The sequence below is a fragment of the Streptomyces sp. NPDC051018 genome (assembly GCF_044456085.1).
Lineage (GTDB): Bacteria > Actinomycetota > Actinomycetes > Streptomycetales > Streptomycetaceae > Streptomyces.
The window spans coordinates 165,009-190,994 of the sequence record NZ_JBITFN010000005.1 but is presented as its reverse complement, the minus strand read 5'-3'; the positions used below and the strand labels follow the sequence as shown (position 1 = coordinate 190,994).

23 protein-coding genes and 1 pseudogene are annotated in these 25,986 nt (G+C 71.8%); 14 read left to right on the top strand and 10 right to left on the bottom strand.

Annotated features, from left to right (window positions below; all coding sequences use genetic code 11):
- Positions 1-2 precede the first annotated feature (2 nt).
- The 9 genes from ACIBCM_RS11530 (at position 3) to ACIBCM_RS11490 (ending at position 10,483) form a co-directional block, all read left to right on the top strand.
- Positions 3-266 (top strand): hypothetical protein, encoded by a 264-nt coding sequence (locus ACIBCM_RS11530; RefSeq protein WP_399241820.1) that lies wholly within the window; start codon positions 3-5, stop codon positions 264-266.
- A gap of 98 nt (positions 267-364) precedes the next feature.
- On the top strand, positions 365-658 hold the full coding sequence (locus tag ACIBCM_RS11525) for an ABC transporter permease subunit (RefSeq protein ID WP_399241819.1): 294 nt from the start codon (positions 365-367) through the stop codon (positions 656-658).
- Positions 655-2,781, top strand: coding sequence for a dipeptide ABC transporter ATP-binding protein (locus ACIBCM_RS11520; protein ID WP_399241817.1), 2,127 nt, complete (start codon positions 655-657; stop codon positions 2,779-2,781). The genes ACIBCM_RS11525 and ACIBCM_RS11520 overlap by 4 nt, the downstream gene beginning before the upstream one ends.
- A gap of 47 nt (positions 2,782-2,828) precedes the next feature.
- A complete protein-coding gene (locus ACIBCM_RS11515; RefSeq protein WP_399241815.1) occupies positions 2,829-4,205 on the top strand; it encodes an SDR family oxidoreductase in 1,377 nt (458 codons plus the stop codon).
- 59 nt (positions 4,206-4,264) lie between these two features.
- Positions 4,265-5,113 carry a sugar phosphate isomerase/epimerase family protein gene (locus tag ACIBCM_RS11510; protein WP_399241814.1) on the top strand — a complete coding sequence of 283 codons (849 nt, stop codon included), beginning with the start codon at positions 4,265-4,267 and terminating at the stop codon, positions 5,111-5,113.
- A 510-nt stretch (positions 5,114-5,623) separates the two neighbouring features.
- Positions 5,624-6,259: a GntR family transcriptional regulator gene (locus ACIBCM_RS11505; protein ID WP_399241813.1), complete on the top strand. Its 636-nt coding sequence runs from the start codon at positions 5,624-5,626 to the stop codon at positions 6,257-6,259.
- A 233-nt stretch (positions 6,260-6,492) separates the two neighbouring features.
- On the top strand, positions 6,493-7,464 hold the full coding sequence (locus tag ACIBCM_RS11500) for a pentapeptide repeat-containing protein (RefSeq protein ID WP_399241812.1): 972 nt from the start codon (positions 6,493-6,495) through the stop codon (positions 7,462-7,464).
- A 220-nt stretch (positions 7,465-7,684) separates the two neighbouring features.
- On the top strand, positions 7,685-8,665 hold the full coding sequence (locus ACIBCM_RS11495; protein ID WP_399241810.1) for an alpha/beta fold hydrolase: 981 nt from the start codon (positions 7,685-7,687) through the stop codon (positions 8,663-8,665).
- Positions 8,666-8,860: 195 nt separating this feature from the next.
- Positions 8,861-10,483 carry an ABC transporter substrate-binding protein gene (locus tag ACIBCM_RS11490; RefSeq protein ID WP_399241809.1) on the top strand — a complete coding sequence of 541 codons (1,623 nt, stop codon included), beginning with the start codon at positions 8,861-8,863 and terminating at the stop codon, positions 10,481-10,483.
- Positions 10,484-10,610: 127 nt separating this feature from the next.
- Here ACIBCM_RS11490 and ACIBCM_RS11485 read toward each other — a convergent pair whose 3' ends face one another.
- From ACIBCM_RS11485 to ACIBCM_RS11445, 9 genes are all read right to left on the bottom strand, one after another.
- Positions 10,611-11,183, bottom strand: coding sequence for a hypothetical protein (locus tag ACIBCM_RS11485; protein ID WP_399241808.1), 573 nt, complete (start codon positions 11,181-11,183; stop codon positions 10,611-10,613).
- A 286-nt stretch (positions 11,184-11,469) separates the two neighbouring features.
- Positions 11,470-12,123, bottom strand: coding sequence for a peptide deformylase (gene def / locus ACIBCM_RS11480; RefSeq protein ID WP_399241806.1), 654 nt, complete (start codon positions 12,121-12,123; stop codon positions 11,470-11,472).
- Between the two features lie 57 nt (positions 12,124-12,180).
- Positions 12,181-13,185, bottom strand: coding sequence for a tetratricopeptide repeat protein (locus ACIBCM_RS11475; protein ID WP_399241805.1), 1,005 nt, complete (start codon positions 13,183-13,185; stop codon positions 12,181-12,183).
- Positions 13,186-13,343: 158 nt separating this feature from the next.
- Entirely contained in the window at positions 13,344-14,630 is a 1,287-nt protein-coding gene (locus ACIBCM_RS11470) for an HD-GYP domain-containing protein (RefSeq protein WP_399241804.1), read from the bottom strand.
- Complete coding sequence (locus ACIBCM_RS11465) at positions 14,627-16,129, bottom strand: HD-GYP domain-containing protein (RefSeq protein WP_399241803.1); 1,503 nt, start codon at positions 16,127-16,129, stop codon at positions 14,627-14,629. The genes ACIBCM_RS11470 and ACIBCM_RS11465 overlap by 4 nt, the downstream gene beginning before the upstream one ends.
- A gap of 348 nt (positions 16,130-16,477) precedes the next feature.
- Entirely contained in the window at positions 16,478-16,798 is a 321-nt protein-coding gene (gene rsrA, locus ACIBCM_RS11460; RefSeq protein ID WP_399241802.1) for a mycothiol system anti-sigma-R factor, read from the bottom strand.
- Positions 16,795-17,466, bottom strand: coding sequence for a sigma-70 family RNA polymerase sigma factor (locus tag ACIBCM_RS11455; protein ID WP_399241801.1), 672 nt, complete (start codon positions 17,464-17,466; stop codon positions 16,795-16,797). The genes rsrA and ACIBCM_RS11455 overlap by 4 nt, the downstream gene beginning before the upstream one ends.
- A 386-nt stretch (positions 17,467-17,852) precedes the next feature.
- Positions 17,853-18,497, bottom strand: a complete 645-nt coding sequence (locus ACIBCM_RS11450; RefSeq protein ID WP_399241800.1) for an alpha/beta family hydrolase — start codon at positions 18,495-18,497, stop codon at positions 17,853-17,855.
- Between the two features lie 295 nt (positions 18,498-18,792).
- A complete protein-coding gene (locus tag ACIBCM_RS11445; protein WP_399241799.1) occupies positions 18,793-19,608 on the bottom strand; it encodes an SOS response-associated peptidase in 816 nt (271 codons plus the stop codon).
- Positions 19,609-19,657: 49 nt separating this feature from the next.
- Between ACIBCM_RS11445 and ACIBCM_RS11440 the strand changes: the two genes are divergently transcribed.
- The 4 genes from ACIBCM_RS11440 to ACIBCM_RS11425 all read left to right on the top strand — a co-directional run bounded on the left by ACIBCM_RS11440 (position 19,658) and on the right by ACIBCM_RS11425 (position 23,535).
- Positions 19,658-20,410 (top strand): M50 family metallopeptidase, encoded by a 753-nt coding sequence (locus tag ACIBCM_RS11440; RefSeq protein WP_399241798.1) that lies wholly within the window; start codon positions 19,658-19,660, stop codon positions 20,408-20,410.
- A 265-nt stretch (positions 20,411-20,675) separates the two neighbouring features.
- Entirely contained in the window at positions 20,676-22,016 is a 1,341-nt protein-coding gene (gene aroA, locus ACIBCM_RS11435; RefSeq protein ID WP_399241797.1) for a 3-phosphoshikimate 1-carboxyvinyltransferase, read from the top strand.
- A 15-nt stretch (positions 22,017-22,031) separates the two neighbouring features.
- A complete protein-coding gene (gene rsgA / locus ACIBCM_RS11430) occupies positions 22,032-23,045 on the top strand; it encodes a ribosome small subunit-dependent GTPase A (protein WP_399241796.1) in 1,014 nt (337 codons plus the stop codon).
- A gap of 166 nt (positions 23,046-23,211) precedes the next feature.
- Positions 23,212-23,535 (top strand): DMT family transporter, encoded by a 324-nt coding sequence (locus tag ACIBCM_RS11425; RefSeq protein ID WP_399241794.1) that lies wholly within the window; start codon positions 23,212-23,214, stop codon positions 23,533-23,535.
- A 1,220-nt stretch (positions 23,536-24,755) separates the two neighbouring features.
- On the opposite strand, the pseudogene ACIBCM_RS11420 reads toward ACIBCM_RS11425, so the two are convergent.
- Positions 24,756-24,974: pseudogene (locus ACIBCM_RS11420) on the bottom strand (TetR/AcrR family transcriptional regulator); the annotation flags it as partial.
- Between the two features lie 163 nt (positions 24,975-25,137).
- Between ACIBCM_RS11420 and hisN the strand changes: the two are divergent.
- Positions 25,138-25,938 (top strand): histidinol-phosphatase, encoded by an 801-nt coding sequence (hisN, locus tag ACIBCM_RS11415; RefSeq protein WP_399241793.1) that lies wholly within the window; start codon positions 25,138-25,140, stop codon positions 25,936-25,938.
- The last annotated feature ends 48 nt before the right edge of the window (positions 25,939-25,986 follow it).

Below are 25,986 nucleotides of genomic sequence, written 5' to 3'. Positions count from 1 at the left end.
CGATGAACCGGCGCTCCGTCAGTTCTCCGGAGAAGGTGCCGGGCTCCTCGTACCGGCTGCCGTCCAGCTCGGCGAGGGAGCCGCGTACCCCGACGTCGGCGAAGGACGGGTCGGGCCGGACGGCGTCCCGGATGCGCCGCTCCCCCGGTCTCCCGTCCGGGACCGGCTCCAGGATCGAGTCGCCGATCTCGCGCAGTACGGAGACCGCCTCCTCCCGGGCCGCCGTGATCTCCTTCGCGGTGGTGAGCCGCCGGCGGGTGACCTGACGGCGCAGCAGCTCCAGCGGGTCACGCGCCCGCCACTCCTTTCCGCGGTCCTGTCGGTACAGCAGCGGGACTTCGTCTTCGCCGCCCGCGCCTGCGGTGTGCGCCCGTCACGGATCATGATCCGGCATGTGCTGGCGAACAGCGTGAACGTCGTCCTGGTCATGGTCGCGGTGAGCGTCAGCTACACCCTCCTCGCCGTCGCCGGGCTCGGCTTCCTGGGACTCGGCGTCCAGCCGCCGGACGCGGAGTGGGGCGCCATGCTCACCGACGCCCGCGCCTACCTGGTCAGCCGCCCCCTGGTGGTCCTGGTGCCGGGCATCGCCATCTTCCTCACCGCGCTCGCCGCCAATGTGGTCGGCGACGCCCTCCGTGACGCATGGGATCCCCGATGACCGGACCAGATGAACCGCTGCTGCGCGTACGCGACCTGTCCATCACCTTCGACACCGGCCGGGAGAAGTCCCAGGCCGTCCGGGGTGTCTCCTTCGACGTGGCCCCGGGCGAGTTCGTCGGCATGGTCGGCGAGTCCGGCTGCGGGAAGTCGGTGACCTCCCGGGCGCTCATCGGACTCGTCGACAAGCCGGGCCGCACCACGGGCGGAAGCGTCGTGTTCGAGGGCCGGGACATCCTCGCCATGGACCCCGCCGCCCTCCGTTCCGTACGCGGCCGGCGGATCTGCACGGTCTTCCAGGACCCCGTGGCCTCGCTCAACCCCGTCTTCACGGTGGGGCAGCAACTGGCGCTCGTGATGCTTACCCACAGCACGCCCGGCGGCACGGCCCGCGCCGAACAGCTCCTGCGCGATGTGGAGATCCCCGCGGCGGCGAAACGGCTGCGCCAGTACCCGCACGAGCTGTCGGGAGGCATGCGGCAGCGGGTGATGATCGCGATGGCGCTGGCCAACGACCCGGTTCTCCTGATCGCGGACGAGCCGACGACCGCGCTCGACGTCACCGTCCAGGCACAGATCCTCGAACTCCTGCAACGCATCAACCAGGACAGGGACATGGCCGTCCTGTTCATCTCCCACAGCCTCGACGTCATCGCGGATGTCGCCGACCGCGTACTCGTCCTCTACGCGGGCAGGCTCGTCGAGCAGGGTCCGACGGCCGAGGTGTTCGCCGCGCCCGCGCACCCCTACACCCGGGCGCTCCTCGCGTCCGTGCCCCGCGCCGACGGCACCCCGCTCACCGCCCTCCCTGGCCCCGCCGCCGCCCGGCTGCGCCTTCACGGACCGCTGCTCGGAGCGTTCCGGAGTCTGCGACACCGACCCGGCCCTCACCTCCCATACCGACGGCCGCACCGTGGCCTGCTGGACCCCGCACGGCGAGCCCCGACGCCCTTCCGCCGCACCAGGAGTTCCCCATGCCGGCTGACACACCCTCCCCCCGAGACCAGCACCGAGAACAGCACGGCGGACAGCGCCGGGACCGGCGGGGACCTGCTGAAACCCGGCGGGAACGACAGTCGTGAGCTGCTGAAACCCGGCGGGAACAGCAGCGGAGAGCTGCTGAAACCCGGCGGGAACGACAGCGGAGAGCTGCTGGGACTCGACGGGGTCGAGCGCCACTTCCGTACCGGTTACGGCGATGTCCGGGCCGTCGACGGCGTCTCCCTCACCGTGGGCCGCCGGGAAGCCGTGGGACTCGTCGGGGAATCCGGCAGCGGGAAGTCCACCCTGGGCCGGATCGCGCTGCGGCTGGAGGATGTGAGCGCCGGGAGCATCCGGTTCGACGGAGACGACATCACGCGACTGCGCGGTGAACGGCTGCGCCTGCTGCGCTCCCGCTTCCAGATGGTGTTCCAGGCCCCCGTGGCCACACTCGATCCGCGGATGCGCGTCGGGGACCTGATCGCCGAACCCCTGCGGGAGCTGCTGGGGCTCGGCGCGGCCGAACGCCGGGCCCGCGCGGCGGAACTCCTCGACCTCGTCAGGCTCCCCCCGCACCTCGCGGACCGCTATCCACGGCAGTTGTCGGGCGGCCAGGCCCAGCGGGTGGGCATCACCCGCGCGCTGGGCCCCGGACCGGACCTGCTGGTCGCCGACGAACCCGTGGCATCCCTCGACGCCTCGGCTGGCGCCCAGATCATCAGCCTCCTCGCCGAACTCCGGGCCGAGCGGGGTGTCTCGTTCCTCTTCATCTCCCACGACCTCGGGGTCGTACGGCATCTGTGCGACCGCGTGGCCGTCATGTACCTCGGGCGCATCGTCGAGACGGCGCCGACGGAGACGCTCTACCGCCGGCCGCGCCACCCGTACACCAAGGCGCTGCTGTCGGCGACCCCCGGCGCGGGCGGGCTGCGCGAGCGGATCGTCCTGCGCGGCGAGGTCCCCGACCCCACCGACATCCCCACCGGGTGCCGCTTCCGTACCCGGTGTCCCGTCGGCCCCCTCACCCACCCGGAACGCACGCTGTGCGAGGAGGCCGAGCCGCCGCTGACAGCCGGCCCGGACGGCGGATCGGTGGCCTGCCACTTCCCCCACGACGACCACCACACCGCTCCGGTGCGGTGACGGGAAACACTCACCGCACCGACAGACGCGCAAGGAGACGACGTTCGATGGAGACGACCAGGACACCGCGGCCGACGCCCGGGGACTCGGCGTGGTTCACCCGGGCCAGGTTCGGCATGTTCATCCACTGGGGCCTGTACGCGATGGCCGCCCGTGACTTCTCGGCCCAGCGGGCCGACGGGCTGACCGCCGCCGAGTACGAGGCCCGCTACTTCACCCGCTTCGACCCCGATCTGTACGACCCGGGGGCCTGGGCCGATGCCGCCGCGGGCGCGGGCATGAAGTACATGGTCGCCGTGGCCAAACACCACGAGGGCTTCTGCCTGTGGGACTCCGCCCTGACCGACTACACGGCCGTGAAGTCCCCGGCGGGCCGGGATCTGCTCGCGCCCCTGCTCGGCGCCTTCCGCGACCGGGGCCTGCGGACCGGGCTCTACTACTCCCTCATCGACTGGCGCCACCCCGACTTCACGGTCGACTGGGTCCATCCGCAGTCCGCGGGTGACCGCGCCGCCCTCAACGCGGGCCGTGACATGGCCCGCTACCGGGAGTACGCGAGGGGCCAGATCCGTGAGCTGCTCACCCGTTACGGCCCGCTCGACATCATGTGGCCCGACTACAGCTACGACGCCGCCGCCTGGCACAGGATGGCCTCCCGGCCCGAGAACGTCGAGGCGGCGCAGATCGCGGCCCGCGCGGCGGGCCGGGACTTCGATCTCGCCAAGGACCCCGGGAAGGGAGCGGCCGACTGGGACGCCGCCGGGCTGCTCGCGATGATCCGCGAACTCGCGCCCGGCATCCTGGTCAACGACCGGCTCGGCCTCGCGGACGGATACGACATCACCACCCCCGAGCAGACGGTGCCCGCCTCCTGGCCCCTGGTGGACGGCGAGCCCGCGCTCTGGGAGACCTGTCAGACCTTCGCGGGCAGTTGGGGGTACCACCGCGACACCTCCGCCAGGAAGAGCGTCGAGCAGCTCGTCGTCATGCTCGTGGACACGGTGAGCAAGGGCGGCAATCTGCTGCACCTCTGTGCCCGGGCGGCCGTGGCGGCGATGAAGCCGCACGGCTTCGGACGCGTCGTCCTGATCGGCTCGGTCGCCGCGCAGACCGGCGGCAGCGTCGCCGCCGGGCCCGCCTATGTGTCGGCCAAGGCCGGCGTCATGGGCCTGACCCGCGCCCTCGCCCGGATGGCCGGACCCAGCGGGGTCACCGTGAACTGCGTCTGCCCGGGCGTCATCGACACACCGATGACCGCGGACGTCGACCCCGAGGTCAAGAGGGCCTTCGCCGAGCAGACGCCCCTGCGCCGCAACGGCACTCCCGAGGACGTGGCATCGGTCATCGTGATGCTGGCCTCTCAGGGGGCCGGGTTCGTCACCGGCGCGCACATCGACGTCAACGGCGGCCTGGTGATGACATAGGTGTCCAGCGCCCGTCCCGGGACCCCGCCCGACCTCTCCACCGGGAGCCGAAGACCGATATGACCACGCCACCGGAACTCTCCTGCTGCGACACCACGTTCCCCCTCCTCGGTCACCGGCAGACGTGCGAGCTGGTCCGTCTGCTCGGATTCGACGCCGTCGACATCGCCCTGTGGGGGTCCCGCTCCCACATCAACGCCCAGGAGGCGGCGAGCGACCCGGCGGGCTGGTCCCGCCGTATCGAGGAGCACACCGCCTCCCAGGGTCTGACCGTCGCGGACCTGTTCGCCATCCCGCACGCCGACTACGCCGTCATGGCGGTCAACAACCCGTCCGCCGACGAGCGCGCCCGGGGCCGGGCCTGGTTCCGGCGCATCGTCGAACTGGCGGCCCTGCTCGGCGTGGACGGGATCACCCTCGTCCCCGGGCTGGACTTCCCCGGCGAGCCGCACGCCGGCTCCCTTCGGCGCGCGGCCGTCGAACTGGCCGTCCGGGCCGATATCGCGGGCGCCGCGGGGGTGCGCCTGTCGGTGGAGCCGCACATCGGCTCGGTCATCTCCTCCCCGGACGACACCCGGGAACTGCTGGACCTCGCGCCCGGACTCGAAGTGACCCTGGACTACTCGCACTTCGTCATGCAGGGGTACGCCCCCGGGGATCTCGACCCCCTGCTCGGCCGGGTCCGGCACGTCCAGGCACGCGGGGCCCGCCCCGATCGTCTCCAGGTCGGGATGAAGGAGAACACCATCGACTTCTCCCGCATGCTCGACGCCCTGGAGACGGCCGGCTACCGGGGGCGGATCGCGACCGAGTACCTCTGGATCGACGAAGGGCGGTGCGACGAGTGCGACACCCTCTCCGAGACGATCCTCCTGAGGGACCTCCTGCTGGGCCGAACCCCGGCCTGAGCGGGGCGCCGCCGGGCCCGTACCCGGACCTGTGCGGGGCGCTCCGGAGGCCGTACCCGATGCCGGGACCGTACCCGGATGGGGGCAAGGCGCTCCGGAGGCCGTACCCGCCCGGGCGGGGCGCCGCCCGGCCCGGGCGCCGCCGAGGCGGCCACCCCGCCCGGCGGCGGGGCCCCGCCCGGCCACGGCCCCGCTGCCGTGCGCAGGACCGCGCCGGGGACGAGGTCCCGGTGCCGGGGTGCCCGCCGCCCAGCCGGTACCGTTTCCTTCAAGGAAGACCCGATAGGATCCCGTCCACCGTTCCATTCCAGCCAAGGCCGGAACAGGCGACCCCCTACCCATGAAATAGGATCCCACTTCCGGTTTGGTCACCCCCCGGCGCCGTCGTGATGACCGGATCGTGGCATCCCGGCCGCGCCGGGACGAGGGAACGTCGAGCGAGGGGAAGCAACGAGGGGAAATGAGGTGCCCGTGAACGAGGCCAGGATTCCGGCGGACAACGCTCCACCGATGACACAGGTGATCGCCAACTGGCTCCGGGAGGCCGTCTACACCGGCGAGCTCAAACCCGGGGACCGGGTCGGGCAGCAGGCCGTGGGCGAGCGGTTCGGGGTGAGCCGGATCCCCGTACGGGAGGCGCTGCGGCTGCTGGAGAGCGAGGGCCTGGTCGACATCCGGCCGAACAGCGGGGCGCGGGTGGCGGCGCTGAACTTCGCCGAGTACACCGAGATCTATATGATCCGCGAACGGCTGGAGCCCCTCGCCCTGTCCCAGAGCATCGCCCATCTCACCCCCGGTCAGCTGGAGCGGATCGCGCCGCTGCGGGACGAGGTGGAGGCTTCCGTAGGAGATCCCGGCGCCTGGCTGGAAGCGGACCGGAGATTCCATCTCGCCTGCTACGCCGGTGTGCCGACGGAACGGCTGCTCCGTCTGATCCAGGACTTCTGGAACACCACCCAGAGATACCGCCGGGTCCTGCTGAGCACGTTCACCGAGGGCGAGTACGCCATCGCCCACCACGAGCACCGGCTGATCGCCGACGCCGTCCTCACCGGCAACGCGCGCGCGGGCGAGGAACTGATCCGGACCCATATCGAACGGAGCCGTCTGCGGCTGTCGGACCACCGGGAGCTGTTCGACGACTGAGGCCCCTCTTCCGGCCGGGCACGTACGCTCCCCGGCGCCGCGCCTCTCCACCGCGCCCCTCCACCGCGTCCCCGGCCGGGCTCCCCCACCGGGCCGGCGGCCGGGCCCCATGGGCCCATGGGCTGTTCTTCCGAGGGCCGGTGATCGGCGTGATTCCCGAGAAGGCCGGGTCATGGACCCCGCCGTCCCCCATGCTGTCGCCGGAGAACGGTCGGCGGAGAGGGAGCGGCACGATGGACGGGGAGACATGGCGGGAGACCTGGCGGCCCGCCGAGGGTGGCCGGCTGGCTCGTGAGGTGTTCGCCCGGCTGCTCTCCGGGCGCCCGTTGACCGGACTCGCTCTTGACGAGCACCGGGGGCGGCTCGACCTGCGGGGCTTCCCCGCGCCCGGGCAGACCGTACGCGCCGAGATGGCCGACGCCGGGGAGATCCCCGCCGCCTTCGTCGATCTGCCGGAGATCGCGGGTCGCACCCTGGAGGGCCTGGACTTCACCGGTGCCGATCTCGCCGATGCCGTCTTCTTCGATTCCGTGCTGGCCGACTGCGTCTTCGACCGGGCGCGGTTCAGCGATCCCCGGGTGTGGAGCACGGAGATACGGGACTGTTCCTTCCGCGACGCCCCTCTCGCCGACCTCGTCCTCGCCGCCGACCACGGCGTGCCCACCGTCTGTACGCGGGTCGATTTCTCCGGCGCCGACCTGCGTCGCATGGTCAGCCGGGAGACCACCTTCACCGATGTCGACTTCTCCGGCGCCAGGATGTCCGACATCGACTTCCACGCCTCGGCGTTCATCCGCTGCACCTTCGCCGGGCCGCTCCGCCGAATCATCTTCTGGGACCGGCCGCCCGGTGCCCCCGGGGACTCGGTCAACCCGATGGAGGACATCGACTTCACCGGAGCGGAACTGCGATGGGTGGAGTTCCGCGGACTGCGGCTGGACCGGGTGGCGCTGCCCCCGGACGGCGCGCATGTGGTCGTCGGCGACTACCGCCGCGTCCTGGAGCGTGCCATCGAACGGCTGTCCGTAGTCAGTCCGCACGCGGCGGCTTTCGGCCATCAGTTGCACTGGGCCCATCCGCAGCGCACCACCGGCATCTGGTTCCGGGAGGATCTCGGCGACACGGAGGAGGAGCGCGAGGCGATCGTCACGGTGCTGCGCGAGGCCGAGAAGGAGTGCGGGGGTGAACAGGAACCCTCCGTGTGACGGCGGTTGTCCGGCTCCCCGCTCCCGAGCCCGGAGGCACCCCCACGGCGACCGCGGGGCGGCCCACAGGCGCCGGGGAGTCCCCGTCCGGCGGCGTTTGCCGAAACGGCAAGAAGGGTCGTTGCCTCAGTGGAGTCCGCAGCATGATCGGCACTGAGCCGCGAGCACGGCCGAACGACGGCCGCCGTGGTCCCCACTGGCCGATGGAATCGGAGGACTCATGTCACCGCACCTCACGGACGTCACCCACCGCCTGGTCCCCTCGCCGGCGGGCCGGATCCATGTGGTGGAGCAGGGAACCGGGCCGCTGGTGCTGCTCGTCCACGGTTTCCCCGAGTCCTGGTACTCCTGGCGCCACCAGTTGCCGGCACTCGCCGCGGCCGGATATCGCGCGGTCGCCATGGATGTCCGCGGCTACGGCCGCTCCTCCAGGCCCGCCGAGACATCGGCGTACCGGATGCTCGAACTGGTGGAGGACAACGCCGAGGTGGTGCGCGCCCTCGACGAGGAGTCGGCGGTGATCGTCGGCCACGACTGGGGCGCGACGATCGCCACCGGCTCCGCCCTGCTCAAACCGGAGGTCTTCCGCGCGGTGGGGCTGCTCAGCGTGCCCTACGCGCCCCGTGGCGGGCCACGGCCCAGCGAGATCTTCGCGGGGATGGGCGGGGACGAGGAGTTCTACGTCTCCTACTTCCAGCAGCCGGGCCGCGCCGAGGCCGAGATCGAGCCCGATGTACGCGGCTGGCTCGCGGGCTTCTACGCGGCCTTTTCCGGTGACACCATGCCGGCGCCGCAGACTCCGGACCCGCACTTCGTCAGCCCGGGCGGCACGCTGCGTGACCGTTTTCCCACCGACCGGACTCCCGCCTGGCTCGGTGACGGCGACCTCGACCGCTACGCAGAGGAGTTCGAACGGACCGGTCTGACGGGCGCGCTGAACCGGTACCGGAACATGGACCGCGACTGGCAGGACCTCGCCGACTTCGACGGAGCGCCCATCGCCCAGCCGTCGGTGTTCATCGGCGGCCGGCTGGACGCCTCGACCATGTGGCTGGCCGACGCGATCGAGGCGTACCCCACCACGCTGCCCGGGCTGATCTCCTCCCACCTCCTCGACGACTGCGGCCACTGGATCCAGCAGGAACGTCCCGCCGAGGTCAATCGGATCCTCACCGACTGGCTGGCCGCCCTGCCCGCCTGACGTACACGCGCGGGGCCTTCCGGCCCAGGGCCCTCCGGCGGCTCCCCTGCCCCCGGGGCCGCCGACCCCCTCCCTTCAATTTGGATCCTATTCTCAGTTCAACGTGTGACATCTCTTGACGCATCCCACCACATTGCTTCGATCGGATCCAATGTGGCCGATCGTGGTCACACGGAGATCTGACAGGAGACGTCTGTGCGGAACATCGAGGGCACACAGGGATTGGGACGCCGACGCTTCCTCGGCCAGAGCCTGGGCGCCGCCGGCCTGGTGGGGCTCGGCGGCCTGGCAACCGCCTGCGCGGGCGATCCGAGCCCCCGGGCGACGTCGAGATCACTGAGAATCGTGACGCCCGACGGGGTGGGCCAGGACTACTACCTCGGCAACTCCTATCCATGGAATCTGCTGACCATGGTCCATCTGGCCTGGCCGCTCTTCCTCGGCTCCCGGACGGACTTCGGCATGGACAACGCTCTCGCCGAGTCCTATGAGGCCTCGCCCGACGGGCTGACCCACACCGTCACCATCCGGCCGGCGCTGACCTTCCACGACGGCTCCCCGCTCGACGCCCGGGCCGTGGCGGAGGTGCTCGGCTCCTACTTCTTCGCCGGACACCGGCTGAGGGACAAGGGCACGTACGGGATGGTGGCCGCCGCGTTCGGGACCCCCGCCACGGTCGCGAAGGTCGAGGCCACCGGCGACCGTACGGTGAGGATCCGCCTCACCAAGCCCAAGTCGGACATCCGGGATCCGCTGAACGCCATGCGGATCATGAACCCGAAGATCCTCGCGCGCAGCGGCTACGGCACCGACGAGAAGGCGCTGCGGGACATCGGCTCAGGCCCGTTCCGCCTCACCCGGTTCGCCCCGGGGTCCTTCGTGGAGTTCGAGCGTTTCACGGACTTCTTCGAGAAGGGGAACATCGACCGTCTGCGCTATGAGCTGGTGGCCGACCCGGCGGCACGCGCGCTCGCCCTCCGCAGCGGAGAGGCCGATCTCTCCTTCGAGCTGACCAGGGACGACCACGAGAAGCTGGCCGCCGACCCGGGTTTCTCCGGGCATGTGTCCGCCCCCGCGAACAATGTCTTCTTCCGGTTCACCACACCCAAGAAGCCACAGCTGGAGGACCGCCGGGTCCGTGAGGCGATCTGGCTGGCGACCGACCGCGCCGCGTACCGCAAGGCATTCTTCAACAGCTCGACGGTCGCCCCGAGCACTCAGGCGGTGGTCGTCCCCGGCATCCGCGGCCACGCCCCCGGACTCCAGGACCGGCCCCACGATCTGACCAGGGCACGCAAGCTCCTGGACCAGGCCGGAGTGCGCAACCTCAAACTGAGCACGATGACGGTGGAGACCTCGGGGCCAATCATGGCCCTGCGCAGTCTGCACGAAGCCGTGGCCGCCGATCTGAAGAAGGTCGGCATCGACGTCGACATCAAAGTGGCCGACCAGGCGACCTACTTCGCCGAGCGGTTCAACCACGACTACGAAATCCTCTTCTACGGCAACACCTTCGACCCCGGCCTGCTCTTCCGCCTCTTCTACATCGGAACCCCGAAACCGTGGGAGCGGCCGTCCCCGCTGGCCGACCCCGCGGTGAGAAAGCTGGTGGACACCGCCGCGTCGTCCGTCGACCCGAAGGAGCAGGAACGGCTGTGGCAGCAGCTCCAGCGTCTCAACCACGAAGAGCTGCTGATGGGCTTCCCCATCGCCAACGTCGGAACGTCCGTCATCGCGGCCAAGCACGTCCGCGATCTGCGTCTGACCTGGCTCAACCGCACCTCGCTCTGTCCTGGGCCCACCGGGAAGTGCGGCTGACGGCCTCCTGAGCCCGCCGGTTACGGCGGCGCGGCGGCGGTCAGGGCCCCCGCACCGCTGGAGCATCAGCACGACGGCGACCGCGCGGGGGCCCGCGCTCCGAGGCCCCGGGGCGCGGCGGGGAAGCTCAATCGAGCAGGTGGCCCGTGAAGGCCGACTGGAAGTACGCGCCCTCCGCCAGGTGATCCAGGTAGCGGGGGTCCCTCACCTCGATGGCGACATCGGCCCGCTGCCCCTCCCCCTGGATCCGCTCATCGAGGTCGGGCGTGACCCGGAAGGAGGTGACGATCCTCGCGGTACGGCGGACGAACTCGGTGGACTCCGGCAGCAGCTCGATGTACCGGACACCGTTCTGGGACCCGCTCCCGGCCCCGATCCTCCCCCGGTGGACGTCTTCCGCCCTGACCCTGGGCCGACGGACCTCGGTGGAGCCGTCCGCCAGCAGATAGCCGTCCTCGTCGACGCGCACCTTCCGCCCGAAGTACAGCTCCCACAGCTCCTTGAACTCGGCCTCGGTCTCCGGGGTCAGCGGGGCGATCGCGAAGAATCCCCCCTGCTGCTGCCACACGTCCATGATGAGCTGAAGCCCGAAAAGGGGATCCCGCGAGAATCCGTAGGTGTCGGAATCACGCCACTGCACGGTGCCGGTGACGGTGGTCCCCTCGCGCCGGTCGAAGTGGACTTCCAGGAGATAGGTCATACGCCTGGAGTCTATTGATCGCGTTCGGTCAATCTCGTGTCGCACGGGTATCACGCGGGATTCCGTTATCCGGCCGCCCGGCCGATACAGCGCGCCGAAGCCTCGTCCCCGGCCGGGAACGAGGCTTCGCTACGGCGTACGGGGCCGGGGGCTCGGCGCGCGGCCCCGGGTTCGGCACGCCCCAGGTGCTCGGCCCAGCCACTCGGCACGGGTCCGGGTGCCCGGCGCAGGGCTCATGGGCCCGGGCGTTCGCCGCCGGGACGCGTTGGGCGCGCGGCGACGACGGCTACGCGTTCGGTACGACCTCGTACCGGGGCGTCCCCTCCGCCATCTGCCTCAGCGCGTCCTTGCGGTCGCGCTTGGAGAGCCGGTCGATGTAGAGGTAGCCGTACAGATGGTCCGTCTCGTGCTGGAGGCAGCGGGCGAAGTAGCCGGTGCCCCGGACCTTGACCGGGTTGCCCTTGAGGTCCTGGCCCCGGACGACCGCGTAGTCGGGGCGGGCCAGCGGAGCGTACGCGGTGGGGACGGAGAGACATCCCTCGTTCGAGTCGTCGAGGACGCGCTCGTCCGGCGCCAGCTCCTCCAGCACCGGGTTGCAGACGACACCCACATGACGTACGCCGTCGTCGTCGGGGCAGTCGTAGACGAAGACCTTGCGGCCCACCCCGATCTGGTTGGCGGCGAGGCCGACGCCCTCCGCCGCCCGCTGGCTGGCGAACATGTCGTCGACCAGCCGCGCCAGCTCGTCGTCGAACTCGGTGATGTCCGCGCACTCCGTGTGGAGCACCGGGTTGCCGACGACCGTGATCGGGCGGGCGGTGCCACGCTCGCGGTGGGCGAGTTCACGCGCCTCGCAGTCCTCCGTGTCGACGACGAAACCCTCGTCGTCGAGGACGACCGCGCCGCCCACCTGCTGGTCCGTCTCCTGTTGCGCCGCCATGTCAGCCGTACGCCTTCCTCAGTACCGTTTGCTGTCGGTACAGCCTACGGCCCGGGTTCAGCAGACTTCCTCAAGATCTCGCCACTCCCGGCTGTCGGGACTGTCCGCGACCCAGCCGTCCAGCAGCCCGCGCACCAGCCCGGCGGGGGCGGCGATACCGCACTCGCGCTCCGGGGACCAGAGGTCGCCGGCCGTGCGGTGGCCCAGCGGCCCCGGGTGCCCCGGCTCGCTGTGGTCATGGGGGTCGAGGTGCTCGCCCTCGCCCTCCGCGCTGGGCATACGGCTCTCGGAGCAGGCGCGGCACAACAGGCGTACGGACGAGGACCAGTCCTCGGCGGCGAAGCCCGCGTCGGACGCGAGCTGCTCCAGCGCGTCCCGGTCGGCCTCGGTGGCGGCCTCCAGGAGGACGACCCAGGTGGGGACCGGTGAGGGCGCCCACAGCTCGATCTCGTCGAAGACGGGGTAGGAGGGGCCCGCGGAGGTGGTGCGCTCGCCGTTCGGAACGCCGTCGTGGAGGACGACCTCGCCCCAGCGTCGGCCGGAGGACGGCAGGGGGATCGACAGGACCTCTATCCGGGCCGGGTCGAGCCTGCGGCCCCACACGACCTCGGCCTCGCCCTCGGGCGACAGCCGGACGGCGGCGCTGCCGAGGTCCATCCCGACGGCCTCCCCGGCCGGGCCCGCGCCGATGCCGCCGCCGCGGGTGGGGACGCCCGGCACCTTCAGCCCGTACGCCTGCCAGGCGCGGCGGGCCAGCGGCCAGTCCTGGAGCGCGGTGGCGGCGATGCCCACGTTCCACCAGTCGGGGGCGCCGGTCTCCTTGTCGAGCAGGGCCACCGCGCGCAGTCCCGCGGCCCGGGCCTGCTCCCAGTCGTGCCGGAACTTGTGCAGCAGCGCCAGATTGAACCAGGACTCGGAGAGCCAGGGCTCCAGATCGGCGGCACGTGTCAGCAGCGCGCCCGCGTCCTCGTACCGTCCGTCGCCGATCAGCGTGAACGCGCGGTCGGTGGCCTGCCGCCACGAGGCGGAGGGTCGATGCCGTACCTTCCCGAAGATCCTCACGATTCCCGCCTGCCGGTCGCTCGGGTCACTTCTCCCGGACGCTGTCCCTGTGTCTGGTGTATCCGCTCGGTGGTGCCGGCACATCTGCTCGGCGCTGATTCTCTGTCCTCTTTCGCATCCAACCATGCCGCGCGGGAGGCTGACTCATTACCCATGGGTTACCCATGGGGAACGGGGGTCAGACCCGTATGCTCACCCCTCGCCAGCACCCGTGCGAGGGACTCCACGACCTCCGGCTGATGGTCCCGTCCGGTGGCCAGCCGAAGGCGCTCCAGGGCTTCGAGCGCGTTCGCCCCGTGGGTTCCGGTTCCCCGGGTCAGATCGTCGTATGCGTTGACGGTGCGGACAATCCGGGCCGCGAGCGGTTGGTCGCGGTACGGGTCGGCCTGCCGCTCGACGACGACGGCGACCGCGGCGGGGACACCGGTCCGGCGGACGACGGCACCGCCGAGGAGGGCGATACGGCGCTGCTGGGCGTCCGGGAGCAGGGCGGTGGACCCCTCGGGCACCGGGTCGACCAGGGAGAGCTGGCCGATGTCGTGCATCAGGGCCGCGTACTCCAGGACGGTCAGATCGGGCCCGGTCATGCCCAGCTCCCGCCCCACGGCCCGGCTCAGCCCGGCGACCCTGCGGGCATGGCCCGGCCGGGTGTATCCGGCGATCTCGGTCGAACGCGCGAGCGAGGCGATGGTCTGCCGGTAGGTCGCCCGGACGGCCGCGTACCGCCGGAAGGACAGCTGTGTGAGCAGCAGCGGGGCGCAGAAGACGGGCAGGGCCCACAGTCCGGCGACGGTGACGGCGAGGGCGATCACGGCCCCGGTGGCGCAGACCGCGGAGCCGATGCCGATCAGTGAGCGCAGCCGGTCGCGCAGCAGCGGCCCGTACGGATGTCCGGTACGCGCCCGCCGGAGCGCCGCGCCCAGGACGGCGTCGCACAGGGCGGTGAGCACGAGGAGAACAAGGAGGAAAAGGGCGTACGCGGAGCCGTGGGCCCAGTGGTCCAGCTCGCCCGAGTTGTACAGGGGCTGGAAGCAGGCGGCGGCGAATCCGGCGGTCAGCACCCGGCGTACCAGGTGGTCGGGCACGGGCCCGTGACCGCGTGCCGCGTGGGGTACGGCCCCGGCGAGCGTCGCCGCGACGACGACGGCGACGACCTGGAGGACGCCGTGGGTGGTGGCCCGGCCGCCGCACTCGCCGAGCAGGGCGTACGCGAGGGCTCCGGCCGCTCCGAGGGGCGCGGGTTCCCGTTCGCCGGGGGCGGCGCCCCGGCGGGCCGTCTCGCCGACGGCTATGAGGGCGCCGAAGGCGAGGGCGTTGCCGGGTTCGTCCAGGCCCGTCCAGAGGGTCGCGCCGAGGGCGGCGCAGACGAGGACTGCCGCCGCGCCGTGGATGAGGAGCAGGAGCGGGGCACCGGGTGTCCGGAGGCCGCCGTCCCGGCCCGTCATCCGCTGCCGCCGGGTGTCCGCCCGCGCGGTGTCCCAGGGCCCGGAGCCGGGCCCTCCGGTGCCCGCCGGCCGGGGTTGCGGCCGCCCGGCCGGGCCGTCGCGCGGAGCTGGGCGGGCTGCGACGGGATGCCACGGCCCGGGGGCAGGGGCGCGGACGACGTCAGGGACGACCGTGGAGGCGACGGCTGGGCCGCGGGCGGGGACGGGGGCGGGTGGGGCTCGGTGGCGTCGTCGGAGGTGACGACGGTGGGCCGGCCGTACTGCTCCAGCGCCCGCACGAGCGCCGTCACCATCCGGGGGTCGAACTGGGTGCCCGCGCACCGCTCCAGCTCCCTGAGCGCCGCCTCCACGGGCCGCGCCCGGCGGTAGGAGCGGGTCGAGGTCATCGCGTCGAAGGCGTCGGCGACCGCGACCACCCGTGCGAACTCGGGGATCTGCTCCCCCGCGAGCCCGTGCGGGTAACCGGTTCCGTCGAGGCGTTCGTGGTGGTGCAGGATGGCCGCCCGTGCCTCGCCGAGGAAGCCGATGCCGCGCACGATCTCATGGCCGTACTCGGGATGCAGTTCGATCACCCGCCGCTCCTCCGGCGTCAGCGGCCCCTCCTTGCGCAGCACCCGTGTCGGCACGCCGAGCTTGCCCACGTCGTGGAGGATCCCGGCGAACCGGATCCGCTCGATCCGTTCCGGGTCCATCCGCAGCTCGCGCGCGATCAGGACGGACGCCCGTCCGACGCGCTCACTGTGGCCGCGCGTGTATCTGTCCTTGAGGTCCACGGCCTGGACCAGCGCGCGCAGGGTGGCCTGGTGGGCGGTGCTCTCGCGGTGGTACTGGGCGAAGAGCCAGCAGGAGATGTACATCGGCAGCAGCACGAACAGCGCCGAGACCGGCCCGTAGGGGCTGCGCCACAGCACGGCCATCATCAGCCCGGCGAGCCCGTGCACCAGATGCGGGACCACCGAACCGGGGAGCAGCCCGCGCCAGGCGGTCCGCGGCGGCAGCCCCTCGGCGGTGGCGAGGATTCCGGCTTCCAGGGCGGTCAGCACCAGACAGAAGGCGAGCGCCCCGGCGGCCGCGGACAGCATGGCGTACGGAAAGTCCGGCGGCCCGGGGGTGTGTCCCACGCCGAACAGCAGATACGTCCGGGCCGCGGCCCAGGTGGCGAGCGCGAGCCGGGCCGCGCGCCAGAGGCGCCGTACGGTGGCCGGCCGCTCGTCGACCCGGCCGAGCAGCGCCCCGGGCACGGCGACGAGGACGGCGGCGGCGGGCGGCAGCAGAAAGGCTGCGGCGAGGAGGACCGGGAAGAAGGAGCCGGGGCTGACGGGGGTGGAGTCGGGACCCGCGGCGCGGTGGGCGGGCAGCTCGCACAGCGCGTAGAGCGCGACGAGCAGTCCCACGGTGCCCCAGCCGGGGTCGCGGTCGAGAACCGGCAGGGCGCAGACGGCGGTACAGAGCAGAACGCAGAGAAGGTACGCACGTGCTGCCACCGGTATGGACGTCACTGCCCCGCCCCCTCGATCTCCTACCGGGCGTCACGCTAACGAGTGGAGAGCGCAGGAGTGACGGGTCACGCCATAGTTCGCACAAATGGGTGAATCTGGACAGGGGAATCGGGCAGGGGACGCGGCAGCGGAAAGGCGCGTCGCCGGACAGACGACGCGCCTTGCGCGCAGAGGTATTCCCCCGGCATTCCACCGAAGATCCGGAGGGCCGACCGGTCGAGTGCCGCCCCACTGACACCGGCCGCCGACCGGTGGCGGCCGGGTGGCATACGGGCCCGGTGGGTGCCGTTCGGCCGGACCAGCCGGTCACCACGGGTTACGGCCATCGAGGGCCGCGATTACCGCGGGTTACTCCTTGATGAGCCCCTGGGCCTCGGCCGGGGACACGCTGACGTCCTGCTCGGGTACGGGCTCCCCGGAGCGGATCAGATCGATCCGGCCCATGACCTTCGACCGCAGGTCGGCCGGCACGTCGTCCGATCCGCAGCAGCGCTTGACCAGCTTCTTCACGGCCTGCTCAAGGCCGTACTTCTCCAGACACGGAGAGCACTCCTCGAAATGCACCTCGAACTTGGTGCAGTCGGCGTCCGGCATCTCACGGTCGAGAAACTCATAGAGGTGGTCCAGCACCTCGGAGCAGTCCGTCTCGTGCGGCTCCCCGCAGCTCATGAGCCCGAGCCTTTCGCTTCGTTCGACTCCCCCGCACCCGCCGGGACGAGCCCGCGCTCACGGGCGTAGTCCTCCAGCATGCCGCGCAGTTGACGCCGGCCCCGGTGCAGTCGGGACATCACCGTCCCGATGGGTGTTCCCATGATGTCCGCGATCTCCTTGTACGCAAAGCCCTCTACGTCGGCGAGATAGACCGCGATACGGAACTCCTCGGGGATGGCCTGGAGCGCCGCCTTCACATCCGAGTCCGGCAGATGGTCGAGGGCCTGGGACTCGGCGGAGCGCAGCCCGGTCGACATATGCGACTCGGCGCGCGCCAGCTGCCAGTCCTCGATCTCCTCGGCGGCACTGCGCTGGGGCTCGCGCTGCTTCTTGCGGTACGAGTTGATGAAGGTGTTCGTCAGGATCCGGTACAGCCACGCCTTGAGGTTGGTGCCCTCGCGGAACTGGTGGAAGGATCCGTACGCCTTGGCGTACGTCTCCTGCACAAGATCCTCCGCGTCGGCCGGATTGCGCGTCATGCGCAGTGCCGCGGAGTACATCTGGTCGAGGAACTCCAGCGCGTCCCGCTCAAAACGGGCATTGCGCTCGGCCGCGGTCTCCGCGGCCCGCGCCTCGGCCGCCTGGCCGTCGTCGGTCCCTGCGTCGGTCCCAGTGACCGGACCCACCTCCTCCAACGCTGTGGCGAGCCCGAATGCGGACCCACTCGAATCGGAGAATAGTCGACCTTCGGCGGACGGCTCTCGTCGACCGGCTCCGCCCTTCACCCGCTCAGGAGCGGTTTTGGCCGCCGTGAGCACGGACCACTCCAGGTCAGCGGCGTGCGGACGGCGGGGGCTGATGGTCGGGCCCATGCGACGGACTCCCTACTCCAAGCACTACTTGCTGATGTCCTGACGCTTGCCACAACAACAAACGGGCGGCCCGCCATTCCCGGCGGCGCACCGCCGCCGTCCCCCGCCGGGGGAACGTCTCGTTCCGGGCAGACGGCCTCCACGTCCCGGCGCGGAACCCACCGCCGCGCTCCCCTCGGTGGACCGCCGTTCGGCCGCCCTCACCTCCGCCCCGCGTCAAGGGTCCGCACCCAGACCCGTACGGCGTCCGTGATCACCGCCACTGTGCCGGCCTCGGTGCGGCCCGAGCGCTTGGGGACGGCGAAGCCGTGGTTGGCGTCGGGGACTTCCACGATCCCGTACGTCCCCTTAGGGAACTCCCCGGGCTTCCCGAAGGGATCGCTGCCGCCCTGGACGACCAGGGTGGGGACCCCGCTGCCGAGCAGCTCAGCGGCGCGTGATCTCTCCGGCTTCCCCGGTGGATGCAGGGGGAAGCTCAGCGCGAGCACTCCGGCCGCGCCCAGCTCCAGCGCCGTCCGGCAGGCGACCCGCGCCCCGGCGCTGCGCCCGCCCGCGACGACGGGCAGCCCGTGCCCGGCGACGACGGGCCAGATCCCGCGCCACCCGGTGTCCAGCGCCTTCGGCGCGGGCGCGATCTTCTTTCCGGCGACGCGCCACGGCTGCTCCACCAGCGCCACGGTGACGCCCTCGCCGGGCAGCACCTCCGCGATGCCCTTCAGGTCCCGCGCCCCGATCCCGCCGCCCGCGCCATGGCTCAGGGCGAGGACGAGCCACGCGTCATCGGCCTCGTACCAGGTGACGCGCGCGTCCCCGGCCTCCGTCTCGACGTCTTCACTGTTGCCCACCCCTTCATCCTGCCGCCCGCCCGGCAGAAAGCAGGCAACCCCGGCCCGGCCGAGCAATTGAGCAACCCGAGCCCCGCCGGCGATTGAGGCGCGGGGATCGGGGCAGAGCCCCGACAGGCAACCCGACGCCAGGCACCCGTACCCCTGAAAGGCCCAGTACGGAGCCGGAGCGGAGGTCCGGGCACCGTACCCGGGAAGGCCCGAAGAGAGCAGGGCAGCACCGTACCGGGCACCGAAAGGAGCAGGAGAAGGGCGCCACCCAGCGGCCGGGCGCACCGTCCCGGACCGGCCCGCCTCAGAACAGCGTGCCCTCCTCCGGGCCCTCCAGCTCCTTCAGCAGCTCCGGACCGTTGTTGCGGACGTTGCTGACCGCCGTCGTCACCGGATAGGCCCGCATCAGCCCCTCCGGCGGAGGCGCGAGCAGGGACATGAGGTCGCCGCCGTCCGTACGGGCCGGGTCGAGCCAAGCGTCCCAGCGGTCCGGCGTCAGCATCAGCGGCATCCGGGGATGGATGTCCGACAGGGAGCGGGGGCCGTCCGCGGGGGCCACCCCCAGCGGGCCCTTCTCCGCCTCCGTCGTGATGATCGTGCAGGTCGCCCACCAGGCCAGCGGATGATCGTCCGCCAGGGTCCGGTCGCGCCAGAACTCGTACAGCCCGGCCATCGCGAACACCGACCCGTCCGCCGGGGTGACGAAGTACGGCTGCTTACGGGGGCGCTTCTTACGGCCCTGCTCCTCCAGCTGCCGCTCGTCGGTGCCGGTCACCCACTCGAAATAGCCGTCCGCCGGAAGAATGCAGCGCCGGGCGGCGAAGGGGCGCCGGAAGGACGGCTTCTCGTGGACCGTCTCGGCGCGCGCGTTGATCATCCGCGCCGCGCCCTCGGGCGACTTCGCCCAGGACGGGACAAGCCCCCACTTCAGCACGCGCAGCTGGCGAACCGGGCGCGGGTCGTCGGCGTCTTTCAGAGGGCGTTCGAGGATCGCGTAGACCTGCTTGGTCGGGGCCACGTTGAAGTCCGGGGCCAGAGTCTCCTCCGGCTCCCACGTCTCCACCTGAAAGAGCCCGGTGAGGTCCTCGGGGTTTCTACTCGCCGCATACCGTCCGCACATAAGTGCCACACTGCCACTCCCATCCGCCGCCCAAGGAGTCGCCCCACAAATGGATAGGAACCATTCCGCTTCTATCTCCGCCTCCCTGCCCGGCGGCGCCTCCTTCAGCGACCTCTGGGACCGTGTCTTCGGCACCCAGCCGCCCCCCGATCAGTGGCTGGTGATCGCCACCGCCGCACTCGCCCTCGCCGTCGTCGTCCCCGGACCCATATGGCGGCTCTCCCGCAACGCCGTGACCATCGCACACGAGGGCGGCCACGGCCTTGTCGCCCTGCTGACCGGCCGCAGCCTGGAGGGCATACGGCTGCACTCCGACACCAGCGGCCTGACCGTCAGCCGCGGCAAGCCGACCGGCATCGGCATGATCCTCACCGCCGCCGCGGGCTACACCGCGCCGCCGCTGCTCGGCCTGGGCGGTGCCTGGCTGCTCGCCTCCGACCACATCACCCTGCTGCTCTGGCTGGCCACGGCCCTGCTGCTGGCGATGCTGGTCATGATCCGCAACGCGTACGGCGCGCTCACGGTCGTCCTGACCGGCGCGGCCTTCCTCCTCGTCTCCTGGCTCGCCCCGGCCGAGGTCCAGGCGGGCTTCGCGTACGCGGCGGTCTGGTTCCTGCTGCTCGGCGGGGTACGGCCCGCCTTCGAGCTCCAGGCCAAGCGGCGCCACGGCGGAGCCCCCGACTCGGACGCCGACCAGCTCTCCCGGCTGACGAACGTACCGCCCCTGATGTGGCTGCTCCTCTTCCACGCGGTGTCGCTCTGCTCACTGACCGGCGGCGGGCGCTGGCTGCTCGGCCTGTGAACCGGGCCCCGCGCATCACGTCACAGGGGTCCTGGTCATCCGGACCACGTCACGGCGGTCCCGGCCACGGCGGTCCCGGCCACGGCGGTCCTGGACAGAGGCGTCCCGGTCGCAGGGATCACGTTTCATATGACCGGCGGCTCGCGTCGGAGGGCCATCCGGTGGTGCTGCGACCGGCAAGCCCTCTACCGCTGATCGGTTACGTCCCGGTTTCAGCGTATTTGATCAAGATCGGGGCCTCCGTGGAGCCACTAAAGTATTGGCCATGACCGAAGCATCCGTGCACCCCGTCCTCTGGCCCGCCCCTTTCGCGACCGGAGCCGTCGAAGCGACGGTGACCGTGCCCGGTTCGAAGTCGGTCACCAACCGCGCCCTGGTGCTCGCCTCCCTCGCCGCCGAGCCCGGCTGGCTGCGCCGCCCCCTGCGCTCCCGTGACAGCCTGCTGATGGCGGAGGCGCTGCGCGCCCTCGGCGTCGGCATCGAGGAGGGTGTGGGCCCCGACGGCGAGGGCGAGACCTGGCGGGTCATCCCCGCCGGACTCCACGGCCCCGCCACGGTCGACGTCGGCAACGCCGGTACGGTGATGCGCTTCCTCCCGCCGGTCGCCGCGCTCACCGACGGTCCCGTCCGCTTCGACGGCGACCCCCGATCGTATGAACGGCCGCTGAACGGCGTGATCGACGCCCTGCGCGTGCTCGGCGCCCGTATCGACGACGACGGACGCGGCTCGCTCCCCATGACCGTGCACGGCGGCGGCGCGCTCGACGGCGGCCCCGTCGAGGTCGACGCCTCCTCGTCCTCCCAGTTCGTCTCCGCGCTGCTGCTCTCCGCGCCCCGCTTCAACCAGGGCGTCGAGGTACGGCATGTGGGCGCCCGGCTGCCCTCCCTGCCCCATATCCGGATGACGGTGGACATGCTGCGCGCGGTCGGCGCACAGGTCGACGAGCCCGAGACCGGCGGCGAGCCCAATGTCTGGCGGGTCTCCCCGTCCGCCGTACTCGGCCGCGATCTCACCATCGAGCCCGATCTGTCGAACGCGCAGCCGTTCCTCGCCGCCGCCCTGATCACCGGCGGCCGGGTCACCGTCCCCGACTGGCCCGAGCGCACCACCCAGCCCGGCGACGCACTGCGCCGGATCTTCACCGAGATGGGCGGATCCTGCGAGATCACGGACCTCGGGCTGACCTTCACCGGCACCGGCCGTATCCAGGGCATCGACGTGGACCTGAGCGAGGTCGGCGAGCTGACACCCGGCATCGCGGCGGTCGCGGCCCTCGCCGACTCCCCCTCCACGCTGCGCGGTGTGGCCCATCTGCGCCTCCACGAGACGGACCGGCTGGCCGCGCTCACCAAGGAGATCAACGAACTGGGCGGCGATGTGACCGAGACCGAGGACGGTCTCCACATCCGCCCGCGCCCCCTGCACGGCGGTGTCTTCCATACGTACGACGACCACCGGATGGCGACGGCGGGCTCCGTCATCGGCCTCGCCGTCGAAGGGGTCGAGATCGAGAACGTCGCGACGACCGCGAAGACCCTGCCCGAGTTTCCCCGGATGTGGGCGGCCATGCTCGGAGTTCCCGAAGTGCCGCGAGCGGGAAGCTGAACGGGGTCCCCGGTCATGCGGCGCTACGGCAAGAACCCCGACGAGGACGACATCCGCGTACGCCCCAACCGCAAGGGCAACCGGCCGAGGACCAATATCCGCCCCAAGCACGAGGACGCCTCGGAGGGCATGGTTCTCACCGTCGACCGCGGACGCCTCACCTGCCTCGTCGAGGACCGCGTCGTCGTGGCGATGAAGGCGCGCGAACTGGGCCGCAAGGCCGCCGTCGTCGGTGACCGGGTCTCCATCGTCGGCGATCTCTCCGGGGCCAAGGACACCCTGGCCCGGATCGTACGGATCGAGCAGCGGTCCTCGGTGCTGCGCCGCACGGCGGACGACGACGACCCGTACGAGCGGGTGGTCGTCGCCAACGCCGACCAGCTCGCCATCGTCACCGCCCTCGCCGATCCGGAACCGCGCCCGCGCCTGATCGACCGCTGTCTGGTCGCCGCGTACGACGGCGGGCTCGAACCGCTGCTCGTCCTCACCAAGTCGGACCTCGCGCCCGCCGACGAACTGCTGGAGATGTACGGGGCGCTCGGCGTCCCCCATGTCGTCACCACCCGCGAGGAGTTCGTGGACGGTGTCGCGGCCGACCGGGTGCACGAGCATCTGTCGGGCCGGACCACGGCGTTCGTCGGTCACTCCGGGGTCGGCAAGACGACTCTGGTCAACGCGCTGGTGCCCGAGGACCGCCGGCGGTCGACGGGCGTCGTCAACGCCGTGACCGGCCGCGGCCGGCACACCACCACCTCGGCGCTCGCCCTGCCGCTCGCGGACAAGCGGGGCGGCTGGGTGATCGACACGCCCGGCGTGCGGTCCTTCGGGCTCAACCACGTCGATCCGTCACGGGTGATCCTCGCCTTCCCCGATCTCGTACCGGGCACGGAGAACTGCCCGCGTGCGTGCAGCCACGACGAGCCGGACTGCGCGCTGGACGACTGGGTCGCCGAGGGACACGCCGATCCCGCCCGGCTGTACTCGCTGCGGCGGCTGCTCTCCACCCGGGAGCGGCGCGAAGGCGACTGACCAGGTGTCAGACGGATTTCCGGCGTCCGGGGAGCCCGTCGGCTCCGGCGCGCGGCGACGCGCAGTCGAGTGATTCGCGCACGTTTGCGGCGCACGGAAGCTGGTAAGTGCATAATCGCATCAAGTCCGACGAAAGCAGTCACCGACTGATGGGGAGGCCTTGACCATGGCGTGGCTGCTGGTGGTGGTCGCCGGAATTCTTGAGACGGGTTTCGCCGTCTGCCTCAAACTCTCGCACGGTTTCACCCGGCTCTGGCCGACGATCGCCTTCGCCGCCTTCGCCCTCGGCAGCTTCGGGCTGCTGACGCTGGCGCTGAAGAAACTCGACGTCGGACCCGCGTACGCGGTGTGGACCGGCATCGGCGCGGCGGGCACCGCGATCTACGGGATGATCTTCCTCGGAGACCTGGTCTCCACGCTCAAGATCGTCTCGATCACCCTGGTCATCGTCGGCGTCATCGGCCTCCAGCTCTCGGGCTCGGCCCACTGACCGGTCGGGCGCGGCGGGGCCGCTGGAGCCGCCGGAGCCGCTGAGCGGTCGGGCGCGGTGGGCTTGCCGGGCCACTGAGCCGCGGGGAACGGTTTGGCTCGCGGGGCTGCGGGGGCTCTTGGGGCCACTGAGGGTGCCGGGACTGCCCGGGGCCGGGAGGGCTGAAGGGACTGTGCGGGCAGCCGGGACCGCCGGAGGCCAGGAGGCCACGGGGCTCTTGGGGCCACGGGGACTGCCGGGGCTGCCGGAGCCTTGGGGCAGCCAGGGTGGCCGGGACCGGCGAGGTCGCCGAGGCCACACCGACTGCTGTGGGCCACCGAGGCTGACGGCAGCGGTCCGGGACCCCCGAGGTCGGCGGATCACCGAGGCCACGGGGCCATCAGGACCGCCGCAACCACCGGGCGTGCAGGGGTGGACCACCAAGGCTTGGAGGCTCAGGTGTCCGTCGACTCGCTGTCGGCCGGGACACGGGTGACGCCCGGCGCCGACGATTCTGTGCGAGCCGTCACTTCCGACCGGACGGACCCGCCGCCCGGGTCGGACGTGCCGGTCGAGCCGGACGGGCCCCCGGGGTCGGGCGGGCTCCCGGGGTCGGACGGGTCTGTTCGGCCGGCCCGGTCCCCCGGGGTGCCGATGGCCGTACGGACGAGGGGGCCGATCCCCTCGGCTCCCGCCCCCGTGGCACCGGATCTCTGCTCCCCCGACCCATAGCCGGCCCTGAGCCGCCCGGCCATATCCCCGCCGGGCGCGACGACATAGGACAGGGCCAGCCGCACCGCCAGTTCGCAGCGGTGTGCGAGATCCGCCGCCTCCTCCTTCGTACGGCTGCCCGGCCCGCCCCTCCCCAGGGCAGCCAGTGCACGGTCCCGGACCGCCGCGACCACATCGGAGGGTGCCGGAGGGCCCGCGTCCGCACGGCGCTGGGCGGGCGCGCCCGCCGCCGACCCGGCCAGTCCGGCGAACCCGGCCGGTGGTGGAGCGGGCAGACGATCGCCCCAGCACCCGGTCAGCAGCGCCCGCAGCAACGGTCTCGCCCGCGCCTCCCCCACCGTCCACTCCGCCACGGCGACCAGCCGCTCGACCGGTTCGCCCCCGCGCGAGGGGTGCCCGGGCCGCATCGGAGCACCCGGCCGGATCCCCGGTCGCGGCGGCGGCTCGGGCACTCGTTTCCGCCCGGGTGGCCAGTGCGCGGGCGCCCGGTCGGCGGGCCCGGGGCCGGGCCGGTCCGAGAGCAGCCGCTCCACGCCCTGGAGATACGCGTCCGCCTCCCGCCGTATCAGCGCCCGGGCAAGCCCGTCCTTGCTGCCGAACTCGTTGTAGAGGGTCTGGCGCGAGACACCCGCGGCGGAGGCGATGTCCACCATCCGCACCCCGGACCAGGGCAGCTCGTCGAGCGCCACCAGAGCGGCGTTCAACAGGGACTCTCGCGCTGTAGGCATGCTCGCCTCCCAGGCCGCCGGGGCACTTCGCACAGAGTTGACGTGTGACCTTGAGGTGTCAAGAGCCCCGGCGCCCCGGCCGCCCAGAAAGGCGGACGGCGGGCCTCCGGATGGGGCGGACGGCCCCTGATCCACTTCGGGCAGCCCCGATAGAGTGGTGGTCATGCCCGACTACCACGACGATCTCCGTCTCGCCCATGTCCTCGCGGACGCGGCCGACGCCGCCACGACGGACCGGTTCAAGGCGCTGGACCTCAAGGTCGAGACCAAGCCGGACATGACCCCGGTGAGCGAGGCCGACAAGGCGGCGGAGGAGCTGATCCGCGGACAGCTCCAGCGGGCTCGCCCGCGTGACGCGATCCTCGGCGAGGAGTACGGCATCGAGGGCACGGGCCCCCGCCGCTGGGTGGTGGACCCCATCGACGGCACCAAGAACTACGTACGCGGAGTGCCGGTCTGGGCGACGCTGATCTCGCTCATGGTGCAGGGCGAGGGCGGCTATCAGCCCGTCGTCGGTGTGGTCTCCGCCCCGGCGCTGGGACGGCGCTGGTGGGCGGCACAGGGCGGTGGAGCGTACACCGGACGATCGCTCAGCTCGGCGACCAGGCTTCAGGTGTCCCGGGTGGGCAGCATCCAGGACGCTTCTTTCGCTTACTCATCGTTGACCGGGTGGGAGGAGCAGGGGCGGCTCGACGGTCTCCTCGATCTTACCCGCGCCTGCTGGCGCACTCGCGGGTATGGCGACTTCTGGCCATACATGATGGTCGCCGAGGGTGCGGTGGACATCTGCGCCGAACCCGAGCTTTCCCTGTGGGACATGGCGGCTCCCGCGATCGTCGTCCAGGAGGCCGGCGGCTCGTTCACCGGCCTCGATGGCCGTCCCGGCCCGCACAGCGGGAACGCCGCCGCGTCCAACGGGCTGCTCCACGACGAGTTGCTCGGCTATCTCAATCAGCGCTACTGACGCCACTCACGGCCCACTGGCCACACAACGTCACCGAAACGACCGAGT